Source organism: Patiriisocius marinus, assembly GCF_008974325.1.
GTDB lineage: Bacteria > Bacteroidota > Bacteroidia > Flavobacteriales > Flavobacteriaceae > Patiriisocius > Patiriisocius marinus.
Genome location: NZ_BKCG01000001.1, coordinates 282,875 through 307,681, shown reverse-complemented (window position 1 = coordinate 307,681; position 24,807 = coordinate 282,875). Strand labels below are relative to the sequence as shown.

20 protein-coding genes are annotated in these 24,807 nt (G+C 34.4%); 13 read left to right on the top strand and 7 right to left on the bottom strand.

The window, feature by feature from the left end; translation table 11 throughout:
* Positions 1–142: 142 nt before the first annotated feature.
* From GBH57_RS01345 to miaB, 6 genes are all read right to left on the bottom strand, one after another.
* Positions 143–496 carry a hypothetical protein gene (locus GBH57_RS01345; protein WP_151672255.1) on the bottom strand — a complete coding sequence of 118 codons (354 nt, stop codon included), beginning with the start codon at positions 494–496 and terminating at the stop codon, positions 143–145.
* A gap of 110 nt (positions 497–606) precedes the next feature.
* A complete protein-coding gene (gene secG / locus GBH57_RS01340; protein ID WP_151672254.1) occupies positions 607–942 on the bottom strand; it encodes a preprotein translocase subunit SecG in 336 nt (111 codons plus the stop codon).
* A gap of 39 nt (positions 943–981) precedes the next feature.
* Entirely contained in the window at positions 982–1,959 is a 978-nt protein-coding gene (locus tag GBH57_RS01335; RefSeq protein WP_151672253.1) for a DUF8458 domain-containing protein, read from the bottom strand.
* 3 nt (positions 1,960–1,962) lie between these two features.
* A complete protein-coding gene (locus GBH57_RS01330) occupies positions 1,963–2,478 on the bottom strand; it encodes an LptE family protein (protein WP_235904623.1) in 516 nt (171 codons plus the stop codon).
* A gap of 53 nt (positions 2,479–2,531) precedes the next feature.
* A complete protein-coding gene (locus GBH57_RS01325; protein ID WP_151672252.1) occupies positions 2,532–3,809 on the bottom strand; it encodes a sigma-54 interaction domain-containing protein in 1,278 nt (425 codons plus the stop codon).
* 102 nt (positions 3,810–3,911) lie between these two features.
* Positions 3,912–5,345 (bottom strand): tRNA (N6-isopentenyl adenosine(37)-C2)-methylthiotransferase MiaB, encoded by a 1,434-nt coding sequence (gene miaB, locus GBH57_RS01320; RefSeq protein ID WP_151672251.1) that lies wholly within the window; start codon positions 5,343–5,345, stop codon positions 3,912–3,914.
* Between the two features lie 136 nt (positions 5,346–5,481).
* Here miaB and GBH57_RS01315 point away from each other — a divergent pair, with 136 nt between their 5' ends.
* From GBH57_RS01315 to GBH57_RS01280, 8 genes are all read left to right on the top strand, one after another.
* Positions 5,482–6,255: a hypothetical protein gene (locus tag GBH57_RS01315; protein WP_151672250.1), complete on the top strand. Its 774-nt coding sequence runs from the start codon at positions 5,482–5,484 to the stop codon at positions 6,253–6,255.
* 382 nt (positions 6,256–6,637) lie between these two features.
* Positions 6,638–9,172, top strand: coding sequence for a type I DNA topoisomerase (gene topA, locus GBH57_RS01310; RefSeq protein ID WP_151672249.1), 2,535 nt, complete (start codon positions 6,638–6,640; stop codon positions 9,170–9,172).
* A gap of 70 nt (positions 9,173–9,242) precedes the next feature.
* Entirely contained in the window at positions 9,243–10,406 is a 1,164-nt protein-coding gene (locus tag GBH57_RS01305; RefSeq protein WP_151672248.1) for a formimidoylglutamase, read from the top strand.
* A gap of 110 nt (positions 10,407–10,516) precedes the next feature.
* Positions 10,517–11,896, top strand: coding sequence for a T9SS ring complex lipoprotein PorK/GldK (gene porK / locus GBH57_RS01300; RefSeq protein WP_151672247.1), 1,380 nt, complete (start codon positions 10,517–10,519; stop codon positions 11,894–11,896).
* A 71-nt stretch (positions 11,897–11,967) separates the two neighbouring features.
* Positions 11,968–12,600 (top strand): type IX secretion system motor protein PorL/GldL, encoded by a 633-nt coding sequence (gene porL / locus GBH57_RS01295; RefSeq protein WP_151672246.1) that lies wholly within the window; start codon positions 11,968–11,970, stop codon positions 12,598–12,600.
* A 41-nt stretch (positions 12,601–12,641) separates the two neighbouring features.
* The gene (gene porM, locus GBH57_RS01290; RefSeq protein ID WP_151672245.1) at positions 12,642–14,219 is read left to right on the top strand and encodes a type IX secretion system motor protein PorM/GldM; all 1,578 of its coding nucleotides are present in this window, start codon (positions 12,642–12,644) and stop codon (positions 14,217–14,219) included.
* Between the two features lie 19 nt (positions 14,220–14,238).
* Complete coding sequence (gene porN / locus GBH57_RS01285) at positions 14,239–15,141, top strand: type IX secretion system ring subunit PorN/GldN (RefSeq protein WP_151672244.1); 903 nt, start codon at positions 14,239–14,241, stop codon at positions 15,139–15,141.
* Positions 15,142–15,247: 106 nt separating this feature from the next.
* Complete coding sequence (locus tag GBH57_RS01280) at positions 15,248–16,312, top strand: NAD(P)/FAD-dependent oxidoreductase (protein WP_161596048.1); 1,065 nt, start codon at positions 15,248–15,250, stop codon at positions 16,310–16,312.
* Here the strand turns inward: GBH57_RS01280 and GBH57_RS01275 are convergent.
* Complete coding sequence (locus tag GBH57_RS01275; RefSeq protein WP_151672242.1) at positions 16,309–16,680, bottom strand: DUF983 domain-containing protein; 372 nt, start codon at positions 16,678–16,680, stop codon at positions 16,309–16,311. The two genes, GBH57_RS01280 and GBH57_RS01275, sit on opposite strands and share 4 nt — an antisense overlap.
* A 159-nt stretch (positions 16,681–16,839) precedes the next feature.
* On the opposite strand from GBH57_RS01275, the gene GBH57_RS01270 reads away from it, so the two are divergent.
* The 5 genes from GBH57_RS01270 to GBH57_RS01250 all read left to right on the top strand — a co-directional run bounded on the left by GBH57_RS01270 (position 16,840) and on the right by GBH57_RS01250 (position 24,768).
* Entirely contained in the window at positions 16,840–18,756 is a 1,917-nt protein-coding gene (locus GBH57_RS01270) for an ABC-F family ATP-binding cassette domain-containing protein (RefSeq protein WP_151672241.1), read from the top strand.
* A gap of 123 nt (positions 18,757–18,879) precedes the next feature.
* A complete protein-coding gene (locus tag GBH57_RS01265; protein WP_151672240.1) occupies positions 18,880–20,022 on the top strand; it encodes an efflux RND transporter periplasmic adaptor subunit in 1,143 nt (380 codons plus the stop codon).
* Positions 20,023–20,028: 6 nt separating this feature from the next.
* Entirely contained in the window at positions 20,029–23,235 is a 3,207-nt protein-coding gene (locus GBH57_RS01260) for an efflux RND transporter permease subunit (protein WP_151672239.1), read from the top strand.
* Positions 23,222–24,541, top strand: a complete 1,320-nt coding sequence (locus tag GBH57_RS01255) for a TolC family protein (protein ID WP_151672238.1) — start codon at positions 23,222–23,224, stop codon at positions 24,539–24,541. Before GBH57_RS01260 ends, GBH57_RS01255 begins: the two co-directional genes overlap by 14 nt.
* A 47-nt stretch (positions 24,542–24,588) precedes the next feature.
* Positions 24,589–24,768, top strand: coding sequence for a zinc ribbon domain-containing protein (locus GBH57_RS01250; RefSeq protein ID WP_151672237.1), 180 nt, complete (start codon positions 24,589–24,591; stop codon positions 24,766–24,768).
* Positions 24,769–24,807 lie beyond the last annotated feature (39 nt).

Sequence of the window (24,807 nt, the reverse complement as noted above, 5' to 3'; positions counted from 1 at the left end):
ATAGATTCGTTACTCCCCAATAGGCACAAAGTATGCCACCACCATTAAACTGACATTTTGAAAGTTGCGGACAAAAAAAAACGCCAGCTTAGTGACAAGCTGGCATTTTAAATGTAGTTCTGTAAGTTTTAATAATATTTTTTTATCCTCCAAAACTTGGAGACCAACTTGCGATTGCTATAATTATTCCTACGGTTATGGCAGCTCCTAATGCAATAACTCCGCCTAACCACGTTGTTTTTCCCTTTGAATAAGTAGCCTCTTCAATGGTCTTAATAGTATCAATAGCGATTTCTTTATTCTTGTTATGATAGAGTGTGTTTGCAAACAGGGAATCTACCAAAACAATCATTTGTCTACCATTATATAAATCAAGATGATATTTTTTGTTTGCTACCATTTTATATGGTTCGTTTTTAATTTTTTTATAACTAGAGCAATTTGTGAATAGAGCAAATACTAATACTAGCGAAGTAATATCTTTTAGTTTGTTCATATTCAATAATGTAGGGTTGGTTGTTGTAACGCTATCAAAAATAATATATTACAAAAAAAAAATACCGATTCATTTCTGAATCGGTATTTTAATATGTTGTGTAGTAAGTCTTACTCGTTATCCGTAGTAGTACCTGTTGCATCTGGAGTAGCTGCTGGTGCTTCAATTTGAATTGCATCTTCAACAGTAGATGATTGTACTGTTGTAACACTGCTCATTAATGGAATACTTGAAAGTAAAATTAATACTAAAAGTAAACCACCTAAAGTCCAAGTAGATTTGTCTAAAAAATCAGTAGTTTTTTGTACACCACCCATTTGTTGTGTTCCACCACCACCAAATGATGATGATAATCCACCACCCTTAGGGTTTTGAACCATAATAACTACCACTAGCAAAAATGCTACGAAAATGATAAGGACTAAAAATATTGTAAATACGCTCATGTTTTTAATTTTTTGGCTGTTTCCCTTAGGCTGTGCCTCTTATTTATCACTCAATTTTTCGATTGCTCGAATTTGGTCTGCAAAGAAACCACTTTTTTCGGGATATTTCAAAATTAATATTTTATATGCTGTGATTGCTTTTTTATAGTTTTTTTGTTGAACATAAACCTTCGCTAAAGTCTCTGTCATCAAGGAGTCTGATGATTTTGTGAAAGGTTCAGCTAGATTTTTTTGTGGGCTAAGTTGTACCTTAGGAGAAAGTTTAGGCTTTTCAGTAATAAATTTTTCAATCAAATCAAACTTACGTTCTCGCTCTGCATTAATCGTTTCGTCATTTTCTGTTACGTTTGATTCTCGAATAATAGGTTGTGCTGAAGTGAGCTTTAGCCACTCACTAAAGGAGTGTGTGTCTTCCTTTTTAAAATCAAGTGGTTTGTCAATTTCTAAAACTTCTTTTAAAGCTTCTTCTTCTTCTTCTTCTTCTTCTTTTGATTCCTCAATTTCAGCGTTAGGCAAAGCCGAAATTTTCTGAATTTCAAGTTCGCTAGTTTTTTTTTCAGTTTTTAGCGTTTCCGAAGCATCAATGATTTGAGTTACTTCTTGCTTTTTCTTTTCAAACAGGGTAGGATCTAATATTGCTTCAGCCTTTTTGAGTTCGGCTTTCATTTGCATATCGAGCTCTAGGCTAATTGTATTAGAAACATCTTCTGCAATTGTAACTTCTAATTCATTAGTTGCTTCATCATGTTGAATTATTTTCCTAGCAATTTCATTTTGTGAAAAACTTTTTGAAGTAATATATTCAAAAAGAATATCGCGGTTTGTTGTATGCGCTGCAGTCACTTTTAAGGCATCGTTGTATCTAAAGCTATTTTCGTTTTTAAGTCCTTTTAGCCATAAAGCACGGGCGCTTTGAAAATAGGGGTAAGTATCAATTATGCTTGTTAAAGCAGATAAGTCTTCGGTTTTAACAGACTGAGGATTAGTTAGGAGCGATATGTATTTTTGAGTGTTCAATGGTTACCAGTTAGCTAGTGATTTATTGAAAATATCCTGTGTAATACGCTCGAATATTTCAGATAAAATATCATCAAGTGTTGATCCTGTTGGTATCGATTGACCGTCTAAATCTTTATAAAATGAGAAACGTTGTTCAAACCCTTTTTCTTCATTATTTCTATTGAAAAATCTAACATTTACTGAAATGGTCAATCTATTCTGTGCTGCAGTAGTTTGAGATGTTGCGGTTATAGGTGCTACGTAATATTCAGTTATTTCTCCTTCGTATAATAAATCGCCATTATTATTTACAAGGTCTAAACTTGTTTGGTTTAAAAGTATTTCTTGTAAATCTAGAGTGAATGTTCTTGAGATTCCTGGTTCGACTATTTGCGCTACATTTTGAAAGTAATTAACTTGAAATGTTTTTGTCTTGCTGTAGTCTATATCTGCTCCTGTAAAAGAGTATACGCCACATCCTGATAGGCTTATTGAAATAAGTGTAAAGATGGATATGAAAATTAGGTTACGTTTCAAGGGTGTATTTTTATAGAGTTTCAAAAAACCAGTTCAACAAATGTACTTAATATTTAAAGGTTGTACTGCTTGATTTTGCGGTACAAGGTTCTTTCTGAAATTCCTAATTCGTCTGCGGCATCTTTTCGTTTACCGTCGTATTTTTCTAAAGACTTTTTAATTAATTCAAGTTCTTTGTCTTGAAGTGATAAACTTTCTTCTTCTTCAATTTCTTCAGCAAAATCGTAATTTCTTGTTCTTTTTTCGACTTCGGGTTGATGCATGTCCATTACTTCGATATCGTGCGAATGGTTTTGATTTTCATCTTCTACAATAGCAGCTAGTTCAGCTTCGTGGTTTTGCTCGTCGTTGTAAATTTTTTCGATAAGCCCAGAATTTTCTTCTCTCACTTTGCTTCCTGTTCCGTTTTTCATAAGTTCCATCGTGAGTTTTTTCAAATCGTTAACATCACGTTGCATATCAAACAATACTTTGTAGAGTATTTCACGTTCGTTGCTAAAGTCGCTTTCGGCTTTTTTGTTACCAATAACGGCGGGTAAGTTACTGCTCATATTGGGTAAGTATTGGCGCAGCTTTTGGCCGTTAATTTCACGTTGTTGTTCTAAAACGGATATTTGCTCGGCTACATTTCTTAATTGGCGAATATTTCCGCTCCAGCGATAGTTTAGTAGTAATTGTACGGCAGTTTCATCTAAACGAACCGTTGGCATTTTATATTTCTGAGCAAAATCTGCAGCAAATTTTCTAAATAATAAATGGATGTCTTCAGCACGTTCTCTAAGAGGAGGGAGGTTTATGTCAACTGTGCTCAATCTATAAAAAAGGTCTTCTCTAAACCTTCCTTTTTCAATTGCTTCAACCATTTTTACATTTGTAGCTGCGACAATTCGTACGTCAGTCTTTTGTATTTTAGATGAGCCTACTTTCATAAACTCACCGTTTTCAAGAACTCTTAAAAGTCGTACTTGAGTTGGCAGGGGTAATTCACCTACTTCATCAAGAAATATAGTTCCTCCATCTGCGACTTCAAAATAACCGCTTCTAGTAGTTGTGGCTCCTGTGAATGATCCTTTTTCATGTCCAAAAAGTTCACTGTCTATTGTTCCTTCAGGAATTGCACCACAGTTTACAGCAATATATTTTCCGTGCTTTCTGTGGGAAAGTGCGTGAATTATTTTTGGAATATTTTCTTTTCCCACACCACTTTCACCAGTTACAAGTACTGATATATCTGTAGGTGCTACTTGGATTGCTTTTTCTATTGCACGATTGAGCTTAGGATCATTTCCTATAATTCCAAATCGCTGCTTTGTTGCCTGAACTGATTCCATATTTAAATGAATTTTGAACTCGAAATCGACATCGAAACTGAAGCCGAAGATGAATTCGAAAATGTTATTTTATAAACGTATTAAAAAGCTATTTGTTACGCTTTATTTTATAGCCTCACCAATTAGGGTTGCGCTTGTGCAATCTTTAATTTTAACTTGAACAAAGTCACCAGGTTTGTAGCCTGCTTTTGGGAAAACCACTACAATGCTTTGTTGGTTTCTACCACTCCATTGGTCTGGATTTTTTTTAGATTCACGCTCAACAAGGACTTCAACAGTTTTGCCAATAAATTGTTGAGTTCTGTATGCTCCGTGTGCTCTTTGTGCTTCTACAATTTCAGTTAAGCGACGTTTTTTAGTTTCTTCGGGAATATCATCCTCAAACTTTCGAGCAGCCATTGTGCCTGGTCTCTCTGAGTATTTATACATATACCCAAAATTATATTTAATAGTTTCCATTAACTTAAGTGTATCTTGATGATCCTCTTCAGTTTCAGATGGAAATCCTGTAATCATATCTTGCGAAATGCTACAGTCTGGTAAAATTTCCCACATTCTATTTACTAAACTAATGTATTCCTCCACTGTGTGCTGGCGGTTCATTTCTTTTAATATTCTATTACTTCCACTTTGCACTGGAAGATGAACGTGGTTACATATGTTTTTGTATTTTGCCATAGTATGAAATACTTCTTCCGTCATGTCTTGAGGGTTAGACGTTGAAAATCTAATACGCATATTAGGCTGAGATACTGCAACCATTTCTAGTAGCTGAGAAAAAGAAGTAGCTGTTGCTTTTTCCATTTCGGTAGCATTTTTATAATCTTTTTTAAGTCCACCACCATACCAAACATAACTATCAACATTTTGACCTAAAAGAGTAACTTCTTTATAGCCATTTTTAGCTAAATCATTAATTTCTGCAAGTATGCTTTGAGGGTCTCTACTACGTTCACGTCCACGTGTAAATGGAACTACACAAAACGTACACATATTATCGCAGCCTCTTGTAATACTTACTAAGGCGTTAATTCCATTAGTGTTTAGTCTAACAGGAGCAATGTCGCCATATGTTTCATCTTTAGATAACACAACATTTACAGCGTCATTGCCAGCTTCAACTTCGGCTAATAAGTTTGGTAAATCTTTATAGGCGTCTGGGCCTACTACCATATCAACAATTTTCTCTTCATCAAGAAATTTCTCTTTTAGTCTTTCGGCCATACAACCCAGAACTCCCACTTTCATTTTTGGGTTGATGTCTCTTTTGACCGCATTATATTTTTCAAGGCGCTTGCGTACTGTTTGTTCTGCTTTGTCTCTAATAGAGCAAGTATTGACTAGTACTAAGTCTGCTTCTTCAAGAATATTAGTAGTGTTGAACCCTTGCTCGCTGAGTATGGAGGCTACAATTTCGCTGTCGCTAAAATTCATAGCGCAGCCGTAACTCTCAATATAGAGTTTGCGTTTGTTTTCATTTTTGTGAGATACAACTATTGTATCTCCTTGTTTTGTCTCGTCAATTGTCTTTTCCATAGAAGCTTGTGGATTGCCACGCTAAAACAGTGATGGCAATTATCGTACAAAGATAAATATTTAAATGCGTTCTGACATTGTGGCAGATGTTTTTTTGTTATTTTAGTGAAAATTATTTAACCAACAAACCAATATTATGTATCAACAATTAGTATCTAAAATTGAGCAATCCAAGTCTTTTGATTTTGGAGATGTTCTTAGTCGTAGTGTAGAATTATTTAAAAAAGTATGGGTAGAGGGCTTTGTACATTTACTGCTAATGATGGTAATTACAATGCCAATAATTATTGTAACCTATATCGCGATGTTTGCAATGTTTGGTGCAAATTACTTAATTGCAGGAGGTGGCAATCCTGAATATATGAGTCAGGATTTTGATCCAGCGATGATCCCTAGTATGATAGGTTTTGGGTTGTTATTGTTACTCGTTTCAGCAATAATGCAAACATTCAATATTGCTATTATGGCTCACTTTTATCAAGTTTGTAAAAGTAAAGATATGGGTACTCCTCTTCCTCAAGGAGGGTATTTTACATATTTAAAAAATGGAAACTTTAAAAAGTTATTGATCCTCTCGTTTGCTTTAATGGGAATCGCAGTAGTAGCGATGATGTTATGTTATATTCCGTTATTTTATGTAATGGTTCCTTTAACTTTAGTAATGGTTATCTATGCGTTTAACCCAGATTTGACTGTGAAAGAATTAATTTCAGCATCATTTAAATTAGGTAATAAATATTGGTTAATGACATTTTTAATGCTAATTGTGGCTGGTTTTATAGCATACCTTGGAGTGCTTGCTTGTGGTATAGGATTCTTTTTTACAGCTATGTTTGCGCGTATTCCTTTGTACTATATTTATAAAGATACCGTAGGTTTAGATGCAGCTGATTTAACAGAAATAGCATAGCAGTAGTAGGTTATTCGGAAATTCTCAAACGTAAAAACCGTTAAGGAAATTAATTTTTCTTAACGGTTTTTAAAATTAATAGCATACGGAGTGTTTTGTTTGCATAATATATAGGTATGATTTCTATTTTTTTGGTGTTGAATTGAGGAAAATTAGCTTATCTGTTAAGTTAAAAGTTTTATTTGGGCACAATTTTAGTTTATTTAAAATTTCGGCTTTGCCTTAAAAATAAAGGGATTAGGCGTGAGTTTTATCTTGTGTTTTCGTTTATATGTTGTTAAAATAGTAGTGTCGAAATTTAGTATAAAAAAAATTCACATACTTTTGTAGCCCAAATCTAGATTCCCGCCTCTATGGGAATTTTTTAATCAAAAACAGAAAGATGGCGAAAAATTTAGTGATAGTTGAGTCCCCTGCGAAAGCGAAAACCATTGAAAAATTTCTAGGAAAAGATTTCAAGGTGCAAAGTAGTTTTGGGCATATTGCAGATTTACCATCTAAGGAATTAGGTGTTGATGTTGAAGGTGATTTTTCTCCTAATTATCAAGTCTCTCCAGATAAGAAAGCCTTAGTTCGCGAATTGAAGAAAGAAGCGAAGAAAGCTGATATGGTTTGGCTAGCAAGTGATGAGGATCGAGAGGGTGAGGCTATTGCTTGGCACTTAGCGGAAGAGTTAGATTTAAAAGATGAAAATACAAAACGTATTGTTTTTCATGAGATCACAAAAACTGCAATTTTAAAGGCAATAGAAAATCCTAGAAAAATTGACTACAACTTAGTAAATGCTCAGCAAGCTAGAAGAATATTAGATCGATTAGTAGGGTATGAGCTTTCGCCGGTTTTGTGGCGTAAAGTAAAAGGTGGACTCTCGGCAGGTCGTGTGCAAAGTGTTGCGGTACGATTAATTGTAGAGAGAGAACGTGAGGTTGAAGCGTTTACTGCTGTAGCTAGTTATAGAGTAGATGCTGAGTTTACAACAGCTGATGGTAGTAAGTTTAAAGCAAAACTTGCTAAAAATTTCACTACTATAAAGGAAGCGAAAGCATTTCTAGAAAAGAATGTAAATGCAACTTATGATGTAGCTGACTTGGTTAAAAAGCCAGCAAAGAAATCTCCTGCAGCACCATTTACAACTTCAACACTACAACAAGAAGCGGCTAGAAAATTATACTTTTCAGTAGGTAAAACAATGACAATTGCACAGCGATTGTATGAAGCCGGTTTGATCACGTATATGAGAACGGATAGCGTAAATCTATCTAACGAAGCGCGAAATGCAGCAGCAGCTGAAATAACAAAATCTTATGGTGAGCAATACAGCAAGCCAAGAACTTATAAAGGAAAGTCTAAAGGAGCGCAAGAGGCTCACGAAGCAATTAGACCTACCGAAATGTCTCGTCATTCAATTGAAGGAGAGCACGATCAAACAAGATTATACGATTTAATTTGGAAACGTACATTGGCTTCGCAGATGAGTGATGCGCAACTAGAACGTACCAATGTTAAAATCGGAATTAACGGTGCTATTCCTGTTAAGCAGCAATTTACTGCGAACGGGGAGATGATTAAATTTGATGGTTTTTTGAAAGTATATCTTGAAGGGACAGATAATGAAGATGATGTACAAGATGGAATGTTACCTAACTTAAATACGGGTGATGTTTTAGGAAACGAATACATAACAGCAACTGAACGTTTTACAAGACCACCTTATCGATTTACTGAAGCATCTTTAGTGAAGCAGCTTGAGGAGTTAGGTATTGGTCGTCCGTCAACGTATGCACCAACTATTTCTACAATTATTAGTAGAAACTATGTGGAGAAAGGAGCTATTGAAGGAGTTGAAAGAAGCTATATTCAATTAACTCTTGCTAATGGACAAGTTAAGGATAATCAATTAACTGAAACCGTAGGTAGTGATAAAGGAAAATTAGTACCTACTGATATTGGGATGATTGTAAACGATTTCCTTGTAGAGCATTTTTCAAATATTTTGGATTTCAATTTTACGGCTAAAGTAGAGCAAGATTTCGATGATATTGCCGAAGGTAAAGAAGAGTGGAAGTCGATGTTGAAGGAATTTTACGGAAAATTTCATCCAACAGTTGAAGATGTTAAAGAAAATGCAGACCGTGAAAGTGGGGAGCGTATTTTAGGAGAAGATCCTGTTTCGGGACGAACAGTTTTAGTTCGTTTAGGGAAGTATGGTCCTATGGCTCAAATAGGTGCTCCAGATGATGAAGATAAAAAGTTTGCGAGTTTACGTCCAGATCAACAATTGCATTTAGTAACCTTTGATGAGGTGATGGATTTGTTTAAGCTGCCTAAAACATTAGGTGTTTATGATAATGAAGAAGTAGAAGTGAACAATGGTCGTTTTGGTCCATATGTGCGTTTAGGAAAAACCTTTATATCGTTGCCTAAAGGTCAGGATCCGCTAGAAGTGGATATGGCAATGGCAAAAGAGCTTATTGAAGAAAAGAAAAAAGCAGATGCTCCTATTTATATGTATGAAGATCTTCCAGTTCAAAAAGGAACTGGTCGTTTTGGTCCTTACATAAAATGGAATAGCATGTTTATCAATGTTAATAAGAAATATGACTTTGATAATTTATCTGATGCGGATATTATTGAATTGATTGAGGTTAAAAAGCAAAAAGAGATAGATAAGGTTATACATAACTGGGAAGAAGAAGGAATAAGATTGGAGAAAGCCAGATGGGGCCGTTTCAACTTGTTAAAAGGGAAGACTAAGATAGAATTGCCGAAAACTACTGAAGCAGAGAAAATGACTTTAGAAGAAGCGCAAGGAATTTTAGAAAAGAAAGCGCCTAAGAAAAAAGCAGCAGCTAAAAAGAAGCCGGCAGCTAAGAAAAAACCTGCTGCTAAAAAGAAACCAGCAGCAAAAAAGAAATAATCATTAGCATATAAAGCTTTTGTATTTAGAAAATAAAAAATAACTATAGTATAATTTCAATTATTAATACTTGATAGAATTTCTTTCTCCCGTTTCCAAATCAATTGTCTCGCATTGCGAATTACTTCCTGATGGTACATTAGGAAAACAAATTTCAATGCATTCAGAAATAGGCATTTTACCTGATTTGAAGAATATCAAATTTGCAATTTTAGGTTGCAAGGAAAATAGACGTGATATTAATTATACGGGTGATATTTTAAATTTAGAGCCTTTCAGAAAAGCTTTTTACTCTTTGTATCCAGGAAATTGGAAGCACGATATTGTTGATTTAGGTGATATTGAAAAAGGGAATAGTGTAGATGACACTTATTTTGCAGTAAAAACAGTTGTCGAAGCTTTGCTTAAGAAAGATATTATTCCACTAATTTTAGGTGGAAGTCAAGATGCTGTTTATGCTCAATATAGAGCTTACGATGCTTCAAGCAATATGCTTAATTTAGTAAATGTTGATAGTAGATTTGATCTTGGAGATACTGAAAAGCCTATTAATAATAAATCCTATTTAGGAAGAATAATTGTAGACGAACCTTATAACCTTTTTAATTATAGCGTTTTGGGTTATCAAAGTTATTTTAATCCGCCGCAGGAAATTGCTTTAATGGAAACATTATACTTTGATGCATATCGATTAGGATATGTTATTAAAGATATAACGGAAGTAGAACCAATAATGCGTAATGCAGACTTGGTGACATTTGACGCTTCGGCAATAAAAGGGTCGGAACTTAGTTTTAAAAACAGTGATAGTCCTAATGGATTTGATGGAAGAGAAATATGTGCTATTTCTCGATATGCAGGAATAAGTAACAAAGTGCTATCCTTTTCAATGTTTGAATTAAACGAATTAGATGGGTCAAAAGTAGGAGCAACACTGATTGCGCAGATACTTTGGTATTTTATCGAAGGAGTTAATTTTAGAATTAAAGACGATGATTTTAACGATGAAAAGTGCTTTATAACGTATAAAGTACCCGTAGAGGATGAAGTATTGACATTTAAGAAAAGTAGTAAAACAGGGCGTTGGTGGGTAGAATTACCTTTTATTTCAAATCTTGATAATAAAATAAAAAGACGTACGTTATTACCTTGCACCTATGGCGAATATGTGGGAGCAACAAATCAGGAAGTTCCTGAAAGGTGGTTAAAAGCCCGCCGAAAGAATGAAGTTTGACCAATTAAAATAGTATAATAAGCTTTAAGGGATTTTTAAGAAATAAGTTGTATTTCTGAAATATTATAGATAGGTTTACGCCCTTAAATCTTGAATTTAACCTAATACCTATGAAAAAATTAATTGCATTAACTGCGATGGTAGCCTTTTTATACAGTTGTAACTCTGGAGACAGAGGTGAAGTTGTAGGAGCAAAAGGTAAAAAGTGGTACCCTGAAAAACCATATGGAATGACTTTAATTCCTGGTGGATCTTTTATTATGGGTAAATCGAGCGACGACTTTGTAGCAGTAAATGATGCTCCTACTAAAACGGTAACTGTTCGTTCATTCTACATGGATGAAACTGAAATCACTAATGCTGAGTACCGTCAGTTTGTTGAATGGGTACGTGATTCAACTATTCGTTTAAAATTAGCAATACTTGCTGATGAGGTTGGCGCTACTCCTGGAGACGGTGAAGGTAGTATAGGAGATTTTGCTTTTGTAGATAATACAGAAGAGGAAAAGTCGCCATATGACCAGTACATGGAAGATAACTACTATGGTATGGGAGATGATTTCTATGCTGGTAGAAAGATTAACAATGACATCGATATTATTTGGGATAAGCAAGAGTATCCTGATGAATACTACGTTGAGGTTATGGATAGTATGTATATTCCTGCTGAAGAAGCTTATAATGGACAAAGTACTATTGATGTGTCTAAATTGAATTTCCAATATACTTATATGGATATTCAAAAAGCAGCTAGAGATAAAACTAAAAGTAGAAAAGACTTTATCAAAAAGGTTGATTTAAATATCTATCCTGATACTACAGTTTGGATTAGAGATTTTAATTATTCTTATAATGAGCCAATGCATAATGATTATTTCTGGCATCAAGCTTACGGTGATTATCCTGTAGTAGGTGTTAGTTGGGCTCAAGCGAAAGCCTTTTGTGCTTGGAGAACTTTGTATAAAAATTCATACCAAAAACAAAAGAAAAGAAATCACGTAAATTCATTCCGTCTTCCTGGTGAAGCTGAATGGGAATATGCAGCAAGAGGAGGTCTTCAAGGTGGAGATTACCCTTGGGGTGGACCTTACACTAAAAATGATAGAGGTTGTTTCTTGGCAAACTTCAAACCATTACGTGGTGATTATGCTGCGGATCAAGCATTGTATACTGTAGAGGCTGATGCTTATGAGCCTAACGATTATAATTTATATAATATGGCTGGTAATGTAGCAGAATGGGTTGATAGCTCATACGATGCTGCTTCATATGAATATACTTCAACAATGAATCCTAATGTAAACGACGAAACTAATATGCGTAAAGTTGTTCGTGGAGGTTCTTGGAAAGATGTTGCTTATTTCTTACAAGTATCTACTCGTAACTACGAATATGCTGATTCTTCAAGAAGTTACATCGGTTTCAGAACTGTACAAGATTATATGGGTACAGATGTTACATTGAATGCTAATTTTGGTGACGCTCGTTAATAACGACACCATTTCTACATAAAATTATTACACTTAACTTAACTTAAACTAAACTTAAAAAATTACTTATTATGGCACAGTCAAAAACTGGAAAGAAATTAATGAATATGGTATACGGTCTTGGTGCCGCAATTGTAATCATCGGAGCATTATTTAAAATTATGCACTGGCCTTTTGGAAATGAAATGTTAATAGTTGGTCTTGTAACAGAAGCAATCGTATTTGCTATCTCAGCATTTGAACCAGTAGACAATGAATTAGATTGGTCTTTAGTATATCCTGAATTAGCAGGTGGTGCTAGTAACTCAAAGAGTAAAAAACAACCTGAAGATGCTCAAGGTATGTTGTCTCAAAAATTAGATGCAATGTTAAAAGATGCACGTATCGATAGTGAGTTAATGAGTAGTCTTTCTACTAGTATTAGGTCATTTGAAGGTGCAGCTAAAGGTATTGCTCCAACAGCTGAAGCAATGAGTTCTACTAAAAAGTACAGTGAAGAGATGGCAATGGCAGCTGCTCAAATGGAATCATTAAACAGTCTTTATAAAGTACAGGTTGAATCTACAAGTCGTCAAGCAGAAGCTAACGAGCGTGTAGCAGAAAATGCTGAGCAATTAAAAGCACAAATGGAAAATCTAACAACAAACCTTTCTTCTTTAAATGGAGTTTACGGTGGTATGTTGTCAGCAATGAATAGAAACTAGGTCGTTTTTCAACTAATATTAATTTTAAAAATTAAAATATAATGGCTGGAGGAAAACAATCCGCAAGACAAAAGATGATTAACCTAATGTACTTGGTTTTCATCGCGATGTTGGCATTAAATATGTCAAAAGAAGTGCTTTCTGCATTTGGTTCAATTAACGAAAAGTTAGACCGTGCTAATACTAACTTTTCTGCAAAGAATGATGTAGCGCTACTTGGTTTAAAAACTAGTGCATCAACAAATGAAAAAGCAAAAGCAACTGCAGCGAAAGCTGAACAAGCTCACACGCTTTCAAACGAATATTATGCATATATAGATTCTCAGAAGGCTTTACTTTTATCTGAAGTAGAAGATCCTACGGATTATGAAGCAATGGATAAGTCTAATTTTTTAGATGAATTATACTATAAAGGAGGAAAGCTTACTGATGCTGGTAAAGAATATTTAGCTAAAATGGATACATACCGTAATGGTATGCTTGCATTAACTGAAGCTAATAACCCAGTTCTATCTGCTCAATTGAAATCTGATTTTAGTACTGAACCTATTAAAATTAAAGACGGAAGTACTACTGTGACTAAGGATTATATTAGCCACAATTTTGTAGGGTTTCCATCAGTTTCTTCTTTAACTAAGATGACTCAAACTCAAAATGATATCAAATCTGTTGAGAATGAATACTTATCTAAGTTATTAGCTGGAGATTTAAAATCTTTATCTGAAGTATCAGAAGCTAACTACGAAACTGTAATGACTACAACTAAAGGTGCTTATTATTCGAGCGATAGTTTTGATGGAATTATTTCATTAGGACGTGTTGATGAAACTACAAAGCCTGAAAGAGTTGAATTAAAAATTGATGGAAGACCTATCCGTGAAGATCAGTATGAATTTCAAGGTGGTAGAGTAGCTCTTAAAGTTGGTGCTGGTGGTGTTGGTGAACACAAAATTACAGGTAACTTAATTTTCTTACAAGACGGTGAAGAAGTTCCTGTTAAAGTTGAAAAGAGCTATACAACTATTGGTAAGCCTAACTCTGCAACAATCGCTGCAGATAAAATGAATGTAGTTTATCGTGGTGTTGCTAACCCAATGACAATTGATTTTGCAGGTATTAACCCAAGTAAGGTGAATGCTTCTGCGTCAGGTTTATCTAAAAAATCTGGTACGTCATATACAATGACACCTGGATCAGGTAGAGAAGTTAAAATTAACGTTAGTGCAACATTACCAAACGGTGGTGGATCAGTTAGTGATTCTAAAACATTCCGTATTAAAGATATCCCAAGACCAACTGGAACTATTCGTGGTGAAGATGGTGACGGTGGATGTGTAAGAATGCAACGTGCAGGACTTGAAAAGTCTTCAATTGGTGCAGCATTACAAGATTTTGATTTCGACCTTAAATTGAACGTTACTGGATTTAGCTTTAAAGTATCTGGTCAACCTACAATTAAAGTAAGTGGAAGAAAATTAAATAGTCAAGCTTCAGGAGCATTGCGTAGAGCAAAACGTGGAGAGACTGTACAAATATTTGACATTAGCGCAAATATCGCTGGAAACAGTGGATACAAATTGAAGAAAATTTCTCCAATCTGTATTGAATTAACAAACTAGTAGTTTTAAAATAAGATAGATGAATTTGAGAAACGTAATTTTAGGAGCCTCTCTTCTTGTTGTTGGGTTGGGTACGTCAAGTGCACAGTTAAACATCTTGAATGCAACGACTCCAGAGGAAATAGGTCAAAAAACATTAGCGCAAATTGCTTATGATAATGATGAGCCTTTACCTTATGGATACATTGACGAACGCGACGTATTGTGGTCAAAAGCCACTTGGGAAATTATCGATCTCGATGAGCGTGTAAACTTTCCATTATACTACCCAATTGATACAAACAATATAGGTAGCGAAAGAAGATCATTATATGACGTACTCGTTAAAAATATGCGAGATGGTTCAATTGATGAAGTTTATGCTGATTCATATTTTACTGAAAAACGTACTCTAGAAGATTTAGATGCTTCACTTGTTTACCGTGATACAACAGATTATGGTATTGAACAATTTAACGCAGAAGGTCGTGTAGATGACGAATATATTCGTGAGTTTACATTAGATGCTGCTGATATTGAAGAGTGGAGAATACGTGGACTTTGGTTTATTGATAAAAGACAAGGTGAGTTAAAGTATCGTTTATTAGGTATTTGTCCTGTTGCTGGTGAAGCACGTTCAAAGGCTTTTGAAGATGATGGATTTGATAGCCGTGTTGAGTTGTTCTGGGTGTATTTCCCTGCAGCTAGAGAGGCATTACACAATGCAAAAGCATTCAATCGTAAGAACACATCACAACCCATTACGTATGATCATTTACTAAACTCTCGTCGTTTTAGTGGAGTTATCTACAAAGAAGATAATGTTCAAGGAGATAGAGGAGTAAAAGATTATATCAATGATAATGCACTTATGCAATTGTTAGAATCTGATCGTATTAAAGACCAAATTCGTAACATTGAAATTGATCTTTGGAATTACTAAGGATTAACATATTTAATAAGAGCCCACTTTTCAAGTGGGCTTTTTTTTGCTTTTTTCTCTCGTACATATATTTATTTTCAATCTTTTTAAAAGGTATATTTACCTCGTGAAAAATGTAGATTATATAATTGTTGGATTAGGAATCGCTGGTTTGGCTTTCGCCGAAACATTACGTTCTAATAACAAATCATTCGTTTTATTTGAAGATGCTAATAAAGGGGCTACAACTGCATCTGGAGGAGTATTGAACCCAACGGTACTTAAGCGATTTACAGCAGCTTGGAATGTAGAGCAATTTCTCACCTATGCTATCCCCTTTTATCAAAGACTTGAAGCTGTTTTGTCTGATAAGGTAATTGAGCCTATAGCTATACATCGAATTCTTAAAAGTGTTGAGGAACAAAATAATTGGATTGTAGCTTGTGATAAAGACCAGTTAAAACACTATTTAAAAAGTGATTTAGTTAGTAACGATAATAAAAGTATCTCAGCACCATATAAACTTGGATCTGTTAATAAAGCATACCAAATTCGTCCTGCAACATTAGTACAGGACTATAGAATTTTTTTGGCCTCAAATAATTGCATTATCGCTGACTATTTTGATTATTCTTTATTGGAAATCCAAAATGATAATGTTGTATATAAAGATATAAGTGCAAATCATATAGTATTTTCTGAAGGTGCGGGTGTAGTAAATAACCCATTATTTCCACTAGCTATTAGTCCGGAGTTACCTAAAGTGTTTGTTCCAAATAAAGGGGAGTATATTATTGTTAATGCTCCGCTCTTAAAATGTACATCAGTTTTAAAAGGTCCTGTAATGGTTATTCCTTTAGGGAATGATTTGTACAAGGTAGGTGCAAGCTATGGACGCGATGAGTTGTCAATGGATATAACAGAAGATGCGCGTTTTGATCTTTCAGATAAATTGAAGACAATGATTACTTGTGATTTTGAAGTTGTAGATCAAGTTGCAGGGATTAGACCAACTGTAAAAGACAGAAAACCTCTGATAGGTGTTTTGCCAGCTTCACACAACGTAGCCTTTCTAAATGGATTAGGTACTCGAGGACTTACTATGGCACCTTTATTAGCAAAACAACTTTTCGACTTTATAGAGAATGATACCGAAATACCATCGGAATTAAATTTAGCGCGTTTTCTTTAAACTTTTGTTTTATCATATGTAAAGAATCCATTAATCCAAATGTTTCTTGAAATCCTCGTAATAATTGGTAAAAATAGTACAAGCGTAAGGATGATGATAAAAAATGAATTTAAACGTGAAAGACCAATCATCCAATACGAAATTACAAAAGCTGCTGTAGCAAAAGCAATACCAACAGCGTAACTCACATACATAGCACCGTAAAAAAATGAAGGTTCAATTTTGTATTTAGTGTTGCAATTAGAACATCTTTCAGGCATTATTAATGTTTCTGAAATTTTATAGGGATTTTTATTTTTATATAAATCGCCCTTGTGGCAAACAGGACATTTGCTATTTAATATGCTATAAAGTTTTGTTCCCTTCATTTTTTAAATGCTTAAAATTTCAGAAGTAAAAATGGAGTAACCAAATATCTTGGTATCGCTTAAAAATTGGGTGCTAGTCCATTTTTTTTCCACTCCAAAATTAAGCATCTTTGCAAAAAAATTAGACTGCAAAAGCGTTCAAGTCAATCAAATTAATTTATGCTCAATATACATAACCTATCTGTTTCCTTTCAGGGAGAATATTTATTCGAAAAAATCACATTTCAGCTTGGTGCTGGAACGCGTGTGGGACTCGTTGGAAAAAACGGAGCAGGAAAGTCTACTTTGTTAAAAATTATTTCTGGTGAGCAAGAATATGACGAGGGTGCTATTGCAATGGACAAAGAAGTGTCTATTGGGTTTTTGAAACAGGATATCGATTTTGTGAAAGGCCGTACAGTTTTAGAAGAGTCATACCAAGCTTTTACGGAAATTAAAAAATACGAAAAGCAGCTTGACGAAATAAACACGCAATTAGCTACCAGAACCGATTATGAAAGCGCAAGTTATAATCAGTTAATGATAGATTTAAACGATGTGCAAGAACAGTATGAAATTCACGGTGGTTATAATTACCAAGGTGAAACTGAGCGTATTTTACAAGGTTTAGGATTTCAAAGAGAAGATTTTAATAAAATTACCGAAACATTCTCGGGAGGATGGCGTATGCGTATTGAGCTAGCTAAGTTATTGCTTCAAAACAATGATATATTGCTTCTTGATGAGCCTACTAACCACCTTGATATTGAATCGATACTTTGGTTAGAGGAATTTTTATCTGCTTATGCAGGTGCTGTTGTAGTGGTAAGTCACGATAAAATGTTTTTAGATAACATTACTAATAGAACTATTGAAATTTCGTTAGGGAAAATCTATGACTATAATAAACCTTACACACAGTATTTAGTTCAACGCCAAGAATTGCGTACACAACAATTAGCTTCTCAGAAAAACCAGCAAAAGCAAATTGAACATACGGAAAAATTGATATCTAAGTTTAAAGCAAAAGCAAGTAAGGCTACTATGGCACAGTCTTTAATGAAAAAGCTAGATAAAATTGATCGAATTGAAGTTGATGAGGATGATAATTCAGTAATGTCATTACGTTTTCCTATTAGTGTAATACCTGGAAAAGTAGTGATTGAAGCTAAAAATATATCTAAAAGTTACGGAGATAAAAAAGTTTTGCAAGGTGTAGATTTAATGATTGAACGTGACTCTAAAGTAGCATTTGTAGGTCAGAATGGTCAAGGAAAATCAACATTAGCTAAAATTATTGTTGATGAAATTCCTCACGGAGGTGTAATGAATTTAGGGCATAATGTTCAGATAGGATATTTTGCACAAAACCAAGCAGATTATCTCGATGGGACTAAAACAGTTGAGGATACAATGCTCGATGCTGCAGATGAGCGTACACGACCATTAGTACGTAATATATTAGGTTCATTTCTTTTTAGAGGGGATGAAGTGGATAAGTTTGTACGAGTATTGAGTGGGGGGGAACGCAACCGTTTGGCGTTGGCCAAGTTGTTATTACAGCCTTTTAATGTGCTTGTAATGGATGAACCTACAAACCACCTTGATATTAAATCTAAAAATGTATTAAAAGACGCCTGTAAAAACTTTGAAGGGACATTACTATTGGTAAGTCACGATAGGGATTTTTTACAAGGTTTAACTGATAAAGTTTACGAATTTAAGGATCATCAAATAAAAGAATATTTAGGGGATATTGATTATTTCTTAGAACAACGAAATATTCAGAATTTAAGAGAAGCAGAGAAACGTACAGTGGTCGCAACCGAAGCGAAAGCTGAAAATGCTGGAGGTAAACAGTCTTACGAAGATCAAAAGAAGCTTAAATCACTTACAAATCGTTTAAGTAAAATTGAATCGAAAATTAATAAGTTAGAGCGCGAAGTGAAGGAAATTGATGTAGAGCTCGCTGTTAATTATGAAGCGACGATAGCTAAAGATGATTTTTTTGAGAAATATCAAGGAAAAAAAGATGAAATTGTTAAGTTAATGGAGGACTGGGAAAAAGTCACTAACCAATTAGAGCAATTATCTTAATGTACAATTATAAACGCCGAAATACTAAAACTTTAGTATTTCGGCGTTTTTTATTAAGATAGTTTTAACGGTACATGGGGAATAGCAAAACTATTTTTGTCGTCTAACCAATAAAACAGACTTGTGAGAAGATATGTATTTATTATTTTAGGTGTCCTACTTGTAATAGGTACTTATTTTATAGCAACTAAAATTATTGATAGTAAAAACAAGCCTAAACCTAAGGTTGAAAAAGTTGTAAAAACAGTTTATGTTAAAGCTGTCACTAATGGTACGGTTCCTATATTAATTCCTTCTAATGGTACTATAACTGCAAAAAATAAGCTTGAGCTTTATGCGGAATACCAAGGAATTTTTAGAGGTAGTTCTCACGACTTTAAAGCAGGGCAAGAATACAAGAAAGGCCAAACCTTAATAAGCCTCGATGCTGGAGAATTCAATGCTTCGGTTTTAGCTGCTAAGAGTGAGTTTTATAATTTGGTTACTTCTATAATGCCAGATTTAAGACTTGATTATCCTGAAGTATTTCCAGTTTGGGATTCTTATTTAAAAAACTTTGATGTAAATAAAAGAGTGCCAGAGTTGCCAAACATTGCTGATGAGAAGGCTAGCTACTTTATTACAGGTCGTGGAATCCAAGCATCATATTATAATATTAAAAACCTAGAACAACGTTTAGGTAAGTACAATATATACGCTCCGTTTACAGGGGTACTTACCGAAGCTTTAGTTAATAAGGGGACTTTAGTTCGTCCAGGACAAAAGTTAGGAGAGTTTATCGACCCATCGGTTTATGAAGTAGAATTAGCTATTGAAAAAGAATATAGCGATTTGTTAAAAGTAGGGGAGTCGGTTGATCTTTCTGCTTCTGCTTCAGATAAAATTTACGTAGGGAAAGTTTCTAGAGTTAATGGTAAAATTGAACAGACTTCACAAACGGTAAAAGTGTTTGTAGAAGTTAAAGGAGACGATTTAAAGGAAGGTATGTTCCTTGAGGCTCAACTTGATGCTCGTAGTGAAGAAAGTGCTATAAGTGTAAATAGAAAACTATTAATAGATGAGTCACAATTATTTATTGTGAAAGATTCTGTTTTAGAATTGATAGATGTGCAACCTGTTTACTTTTCTGCAAAACAAGTGGTATTAAAAAACATACCAGATGGCACTACTATATTAGCACAACCTATTTCTGGCGCATATGCTGGGATGTTGGTTAAAACAATAGATGAGTCTGCTAAACAGGCTAAAACAACTTCCAAAAACTAAAATAGCATGCGCAAACTCGTTGAATTTTTTATACGATACCATGTAGCTGTTAACGTAATTGTTTTGGCTTTTGTAGGGTTTGGTGTTTTTGGATATTTAGGATTAAAGTCATCTTTTTTTCCATTAGTAGATTCTAAAAACATTACTATTTCTGTTGCTTATCCAGGTGCTTCTCCTCAGGAGGTGGAAGAAGGGATAGTTTTGAAAATTGAAGATAATTTAAAAGGATTAAATGGAGTAGAGCGAGTAACTTCGACTTCTAGAGAAAATAGTGGAAGCATAAATGTTGAAATCGAAAAAGGTAAAAATATCGATTTCATGTTGCTTGAGGTTAAGAACGCTGTAGATAGAGTTCCTTCATTTCCTGTTGGGATGGAGCCATTAGTAGTGGCTAAGCAAGAAGCGATTAGGCAAACTATCACATTTGCCATTAGTGGAGAAGATATCCCTTTAGTTACGTTAAAGCAAATAGGTAGAGATGTAGAAAATGATTTAAAAGGAATTGAAGGTATTTCTCAAATTAGTATAAGTGGTTATCCAGACGAAGAGATTGAAATTGCAGTAGATGAGAATGTATTGTTGGCTTATGGGTTAACCTTTGACGAGGTAGCACAAGCCGTAAGTAGTGCTAATATACTAGTCACTGGAGGTACTATTAAAACCGATGCAGAAGAGTATTTAATTAGAGCAAACAATAGGTCTTATTATGGCGACGAATTAAATAATCTAATTGTTAGAGCTAATTCTAATGGGCAATCTGTAAGGTTGAAAGATGTTGCGAAAATAAGAGATCGTTTTTCTGAAACACCTAATGCTCGTTATTTCGACGGGAAATTAGCAGTGAATATTACAATAACGAGTACAAATAGTGAAGATTTAATTTCTTCAGCTGAAAATGTAAAGGAATATATAAAAGACTATAATGAAAAATACACGAGCGTTCAATTAAGTGTCGTTAGTGATTTGTCAACAACACTTGTACAACGTACCGCATTATTAGCCGAAAATGCAATAATAGGGATGCTGCTTGTGTTACTGTTTTTGTCAATATTTTTAAATACCCGTTTAGCCTTTTGGGTGGCTTTTGGGTTACCCGTTGCATTTTTAGGAATGTTTGCAGTTGCAGGCTTTTTCGATGTTACAATTAATGTATTATCGCTTTTTGGGATGATTATCGTAATTGGTATTCTAGTAGATGATGGAATTGTAATTGCAGAAAATATATACCAACATTATGAAAAAGGAAAGGATCCTATTCAAGCTTCAGTTGATGGGGTGATGGAGGTGATTCCTCCTATATTGTCTGCTATTACTACAACTATTTTAGCCTTTGGAATCTTTTTGTTTCTAGATGGAAGGATAGGTGAAATTTTTGGTGAAGTCTCCGTAATTGTAATTCTTACATTAGTAGTTTCACTTGTTGAAGCACTTATTATTTTGCCAGCCCATTTAGCACATTCTAAGGCATTAAGAAAACAAGATAATAGACCAAAAACAGGTATTTCAAAAGTGTTTGCAAAGCTTCGATATATAAATATGTACGGAGATCGTGTTATGGTTTGGTTACGTGATAAGTTATATGCCCCTGTTTTACGTTTTACCCTTCAGAATAAAATTTTTGTATTTCTAATTTTTGTATGTGTAATGATGCTTTCTATTGCTAGTGTTGGCGGAGGAATCATTCGTACTGCTTTTTTTCCGCGTATCGCTAGTGATCGAGTTCAAATTGATTTAGAAATGCCGCAAGGTACTAACCAGACAATCACAGATAGTATTATAAGTTATATTGAATCGAAAGCAATAGAAACTAATAATGAATTGACTGCGGAGTATTTAGGTGACAATGAAGAGTATGAGGATAAAAAAATGTTTGAAAATATTATTAAAAATATTGGTCCTGGTTCGTCATCAGCTTCATTAACGATTAATCTATTGCCAGGAGAAGAGCGTCCAAACGCTGTAACATCAGATATTGTTACGCGAAGTATTCAAAAGAAGGTTGGCCCTGTTTTAGGAAAAGAAAGTCTTGTTTATGGTGGTGGTGGTAACTTTGGAGGAAGTCCAGTGTCCGTTTCTTTACTCGGAAATAATATAACCGAACTTAAAGCTGCTAAAAAAGAACTTAAGGACAACTTAGAGGCTAATCCGCTTTTGAAGGATGTTACCGATAATGATCCACTTGGAATCAAGGAAATTAAACTAGAGTTAAACGAAAATGCATATTTGCTTGGTCTAAATTTAAGAACAGTGATGGCACAAGTACGTTCTGGGTTTTTCGGAGTTCAAGCACAACGTTTTCAGCGTGGACAAGATGAGATTAGAGTTTGGGTTCGATACGATAAGGAAAATAGATCTTCAATTTCAGATTTAGATGCAATGAGAATTACGGCTCCAAGTGGTGCTCAAATTCCGCTAAGTGAGGTTGCGACTTATAGTATTGAACGAGGAGAAGTAGCTATAAATCACTTAGATGGTAGACGTGAAATTCAAATTTCCGCAGATATAGAAAATCCTGATGAAGTAAGTGCTACAGATGTTTTAGAAGAACTGCGTAATGAAATAATGCCAGAAATATTATCTAAATACCCTACGGTTTCTCCTTCTTACGAAGGTCAAAATAGAGAAGCAGGGAAGTTAACAAAATCATTAGGGCCTGTGGGCTGGACGGTTTTAGCATTAATTTATATGACTATTGCATTTACTTTTAGAAGTTATAGTCAGCCGTTACTGCTATTATTGCTCGTGCCTTTTAGTTTGCCAGCAGTTGCTTGGGGTCACTGGATTCACGACTTTCCAATTAATATTCTTTCGATGTTAGGGATTATTGCTTTAGTGGGAATTATGGTTAATGATGGACTTGTTTTTATAGGTAAATTTAATCAGAATTTAAAGGAGGGAATGCTATTCGATGATGCAGTTTTAGAAGCAGGGAAATCTAGATTTAGAGCTATATTTTTGACATCAATAACAACAATAGCAGGTTTAGCGCCATTAATATTTGAAGAAAGTAGACAGGCAAAATTTTTGATACCAATGGCAATTTCAATTGCATACGGAATTGGTTTTGCAACCATATTAACGTTAGTATTACTACCAGTATTTTTGTCATTTGGTAACCGTACTAAGAAATGGACTAAATGGTTGATCACTGGTAAAGATGTAACCAATGAAGAAGTTGAACGCGCAATAAAAGAACAAAATGAAGCACATTAAATTTTTACTAGTTGCATTACTTTGCTTCGGAAATATGCTTGGGCAATCTAATGGGCTGCTAACAAAACAAGACGCTATCGCCGAAACTTTACAGAATAATTTTGGTATTACGATTGCTGCTAAAAATCTTGAAATTGCAGATAATAACCAAGGGATTTTGAATTCAGGTTATTTACCATCACTTACAGGAACTGCGGGTGCATCTTATGATATCCAAGATCAAGAAGTTACTTTTCAAAGTGGAGAGGCTAATATTGTTGATGGTGCTGAGACAACTCGTTACAACGCTTCATTAAATCTTAGTTATACATTGTTTGATGGTTTAGGAAGGTATTGGGATTATAAAACATTTCAAGAGCAGTACAACGTTTCTAAGCTTCAAGTAAGGGAGACAATGGAAACTACTATTATACAAATGTTTTCTGTTTATTTTGAAGTAGCAAGAATCACTGAAAACATTACTGTGCTCGAAGATGTTTTTTTTAATACAGAGCGTAGATTAAAACGTGCAGGTTATGCTTTTGAATATGGTCAAAATAACAAATTAGATGTGTTAAATGCTGAAGTTGATTTAGTAACTGATAGTATCAATTTGTTGAATGCAAGACAGCTTTTAGCTAATACAAAACGTGATTTAAATGTAATTTCAAATTTAGATTTAGAGCGTGATTTTACTGTAGATACTACGGTTGTTTTTATTCCTCAATTGGTTCTTGAAAATTATATTCAAGAGGCAGATACAATGAATGTACGTGTGTTACAGGCTAAAAAAAACAAAACTATTTCAGAGAACAATTATAAGTCGAGTAAATCGATTTATCTTCCTACGGTAGGGCTTACGGGTAGTTATGGATGGAATGAGGGTAATTTTCCTTCAACTAGTTTTTCTCAAGCAAGTGTGTCGACAGGTTTTTCTGCTGGACTAAATTTGAGTTGGAGTTTATTTGATGGTGGAAGTGGTATAACTTCGGTTAAAAATGCTAAAATTCAAATAGAGAGTCAAGAGACATTAATTGAGCAAATTGTAAAAGAAGTTGATCGCGATATTTTAAATGCTCAAGGTGATTATATTAATAGGTTAAAAATCTATGAGCTACAAACCCAAAATGTACTTACTGCAACTAATAATTTTGAGCGTAGTAATGAGCAATATAAATTAGGCCAAATAAGTTCAGTAGAGTTACGCCAGGCGCAAGTAAATTTATTGAATGCAAAAACGAATAAAAATTTAGCTAAATATCAAGCAAAATTAGCCGAGCTTCAAGTGCTTCAGCTTACTGGTCAATTGCTAAATGTTGATTTGTAGCTGCGTTTAAATGGTTAAAATTTCGGCTTAAATTAAATACTATTTTCATGCACGAACATTTTTTTCAATGCCCACATTGTTGGGAAGAGGTGTCGATGCTTCTTGATCCTTCAGTAAATTCTAGTTATGTGGAAGACTGCGAGGTTTGTTGTAATCCTATCCAAATTACAGCCAAGTTTGAAGGTACAGATTTAATTGAATGTAGAGTAGAGAGTATCGAGCAGTAAATTTTATTTAAATTTGAAATAAGTCTGTTTCAAAACATT

Coding starts and splice junctions, on each gene's coding strand:
- GBH57_RS01315 (WP_151672250.1), top strand. CDS start 5,482: ATGTATCAACAATTAGTATCTAAAATTGAGCAATCCAAGTCTTTTGAT.
- GBH57_RS01345 (WP_151672255.1), bottom strand. CDS start 496: ATGAACAAACTAAAAGATATTACTTCGCTAGTATTAGTATTTGCTCTA.
- porM (WP_151672245.1), top strand. CDS start 12,642: ATGGCTGGAGGAAAACAATCCGCAAGACAAAAGATGATTAACCTAATG.
- GBH57_RS01250 (WP_151672237.1), top strand. CDS start 24,589: ATGCACGAACATTTTTTTCAATGCCCACATTGTTGGGAAGAGGTGTCG.
- secG (WP_151672254.1), bottom strand. CDS start 942: ATGAGCGTATTTACAATATTTTTAGTCCTTATCATTTTCGTAGCATTT.
- porN (WP_151672244.1), top strand. CDS start 14,239: ATGAATTTGAGAAACGTAATTTTAGGAGCCTCTCTTCTTGTTGTTGGG.
- GBH57_RS01270 (WP_151672241.1), top strand. CDS start 16,840: ATGCTCAATATACATAACCTATCTGTTTCCTTTCAGGGAGAATATTTA.
- topA (WP_151672249.1), top strand. CDS start 6,638: ATGGCGAAAAATTTAGTGATAGTTGAGTCCCCTGCGAAAGCGAAAACC.
- GBH57_RS01275 (WP_151672242.1), bottom strand. CDS start 16,680: ATGAAGGGAACAAAACTTTATAGCATATTAAATAGCAAATGTCCTGTT.
- porK (WP_151672247.1), top strand. CDS start 10,517: ATGAAAAAATTAATTGCATTAACTGCGATGGTAGCCTTTTTATACAGT.
- GBH57_RS01325 (WP_151672252.1), bottom strand. CDS start 3,809: ATGGAATCAGTTCAGGCAACAAAGCAGCGATTTGGAATTATAGGAAAT.
- GBH57_RS01255 (WP_151672238.1), top strand. CDS start 23,222: ATGAAGCACATTAAATTTTTACTAGTTGCATTACTTTGCTTCGGAAAT.
- porL (WP_151672246.1), top strand. CDS start 11,968: ATGGCACAGTCAAAAACTGGAAAGAAATTAATGAATATGGTATACGGT.
- GBH57_RS01260 (WP_151672239.1), top strand. CDS start 20,029: ATGCGCAAACTCGTTGAATTTTTTATACGATACCATGTAGCTGTTAAC.
- miaB (WP_151672251.1), bottom strand. CDS start 5,345: ATGGAAAAGACAATTGACGAGACAAAACAAGGAGATACAATAGTTGTA.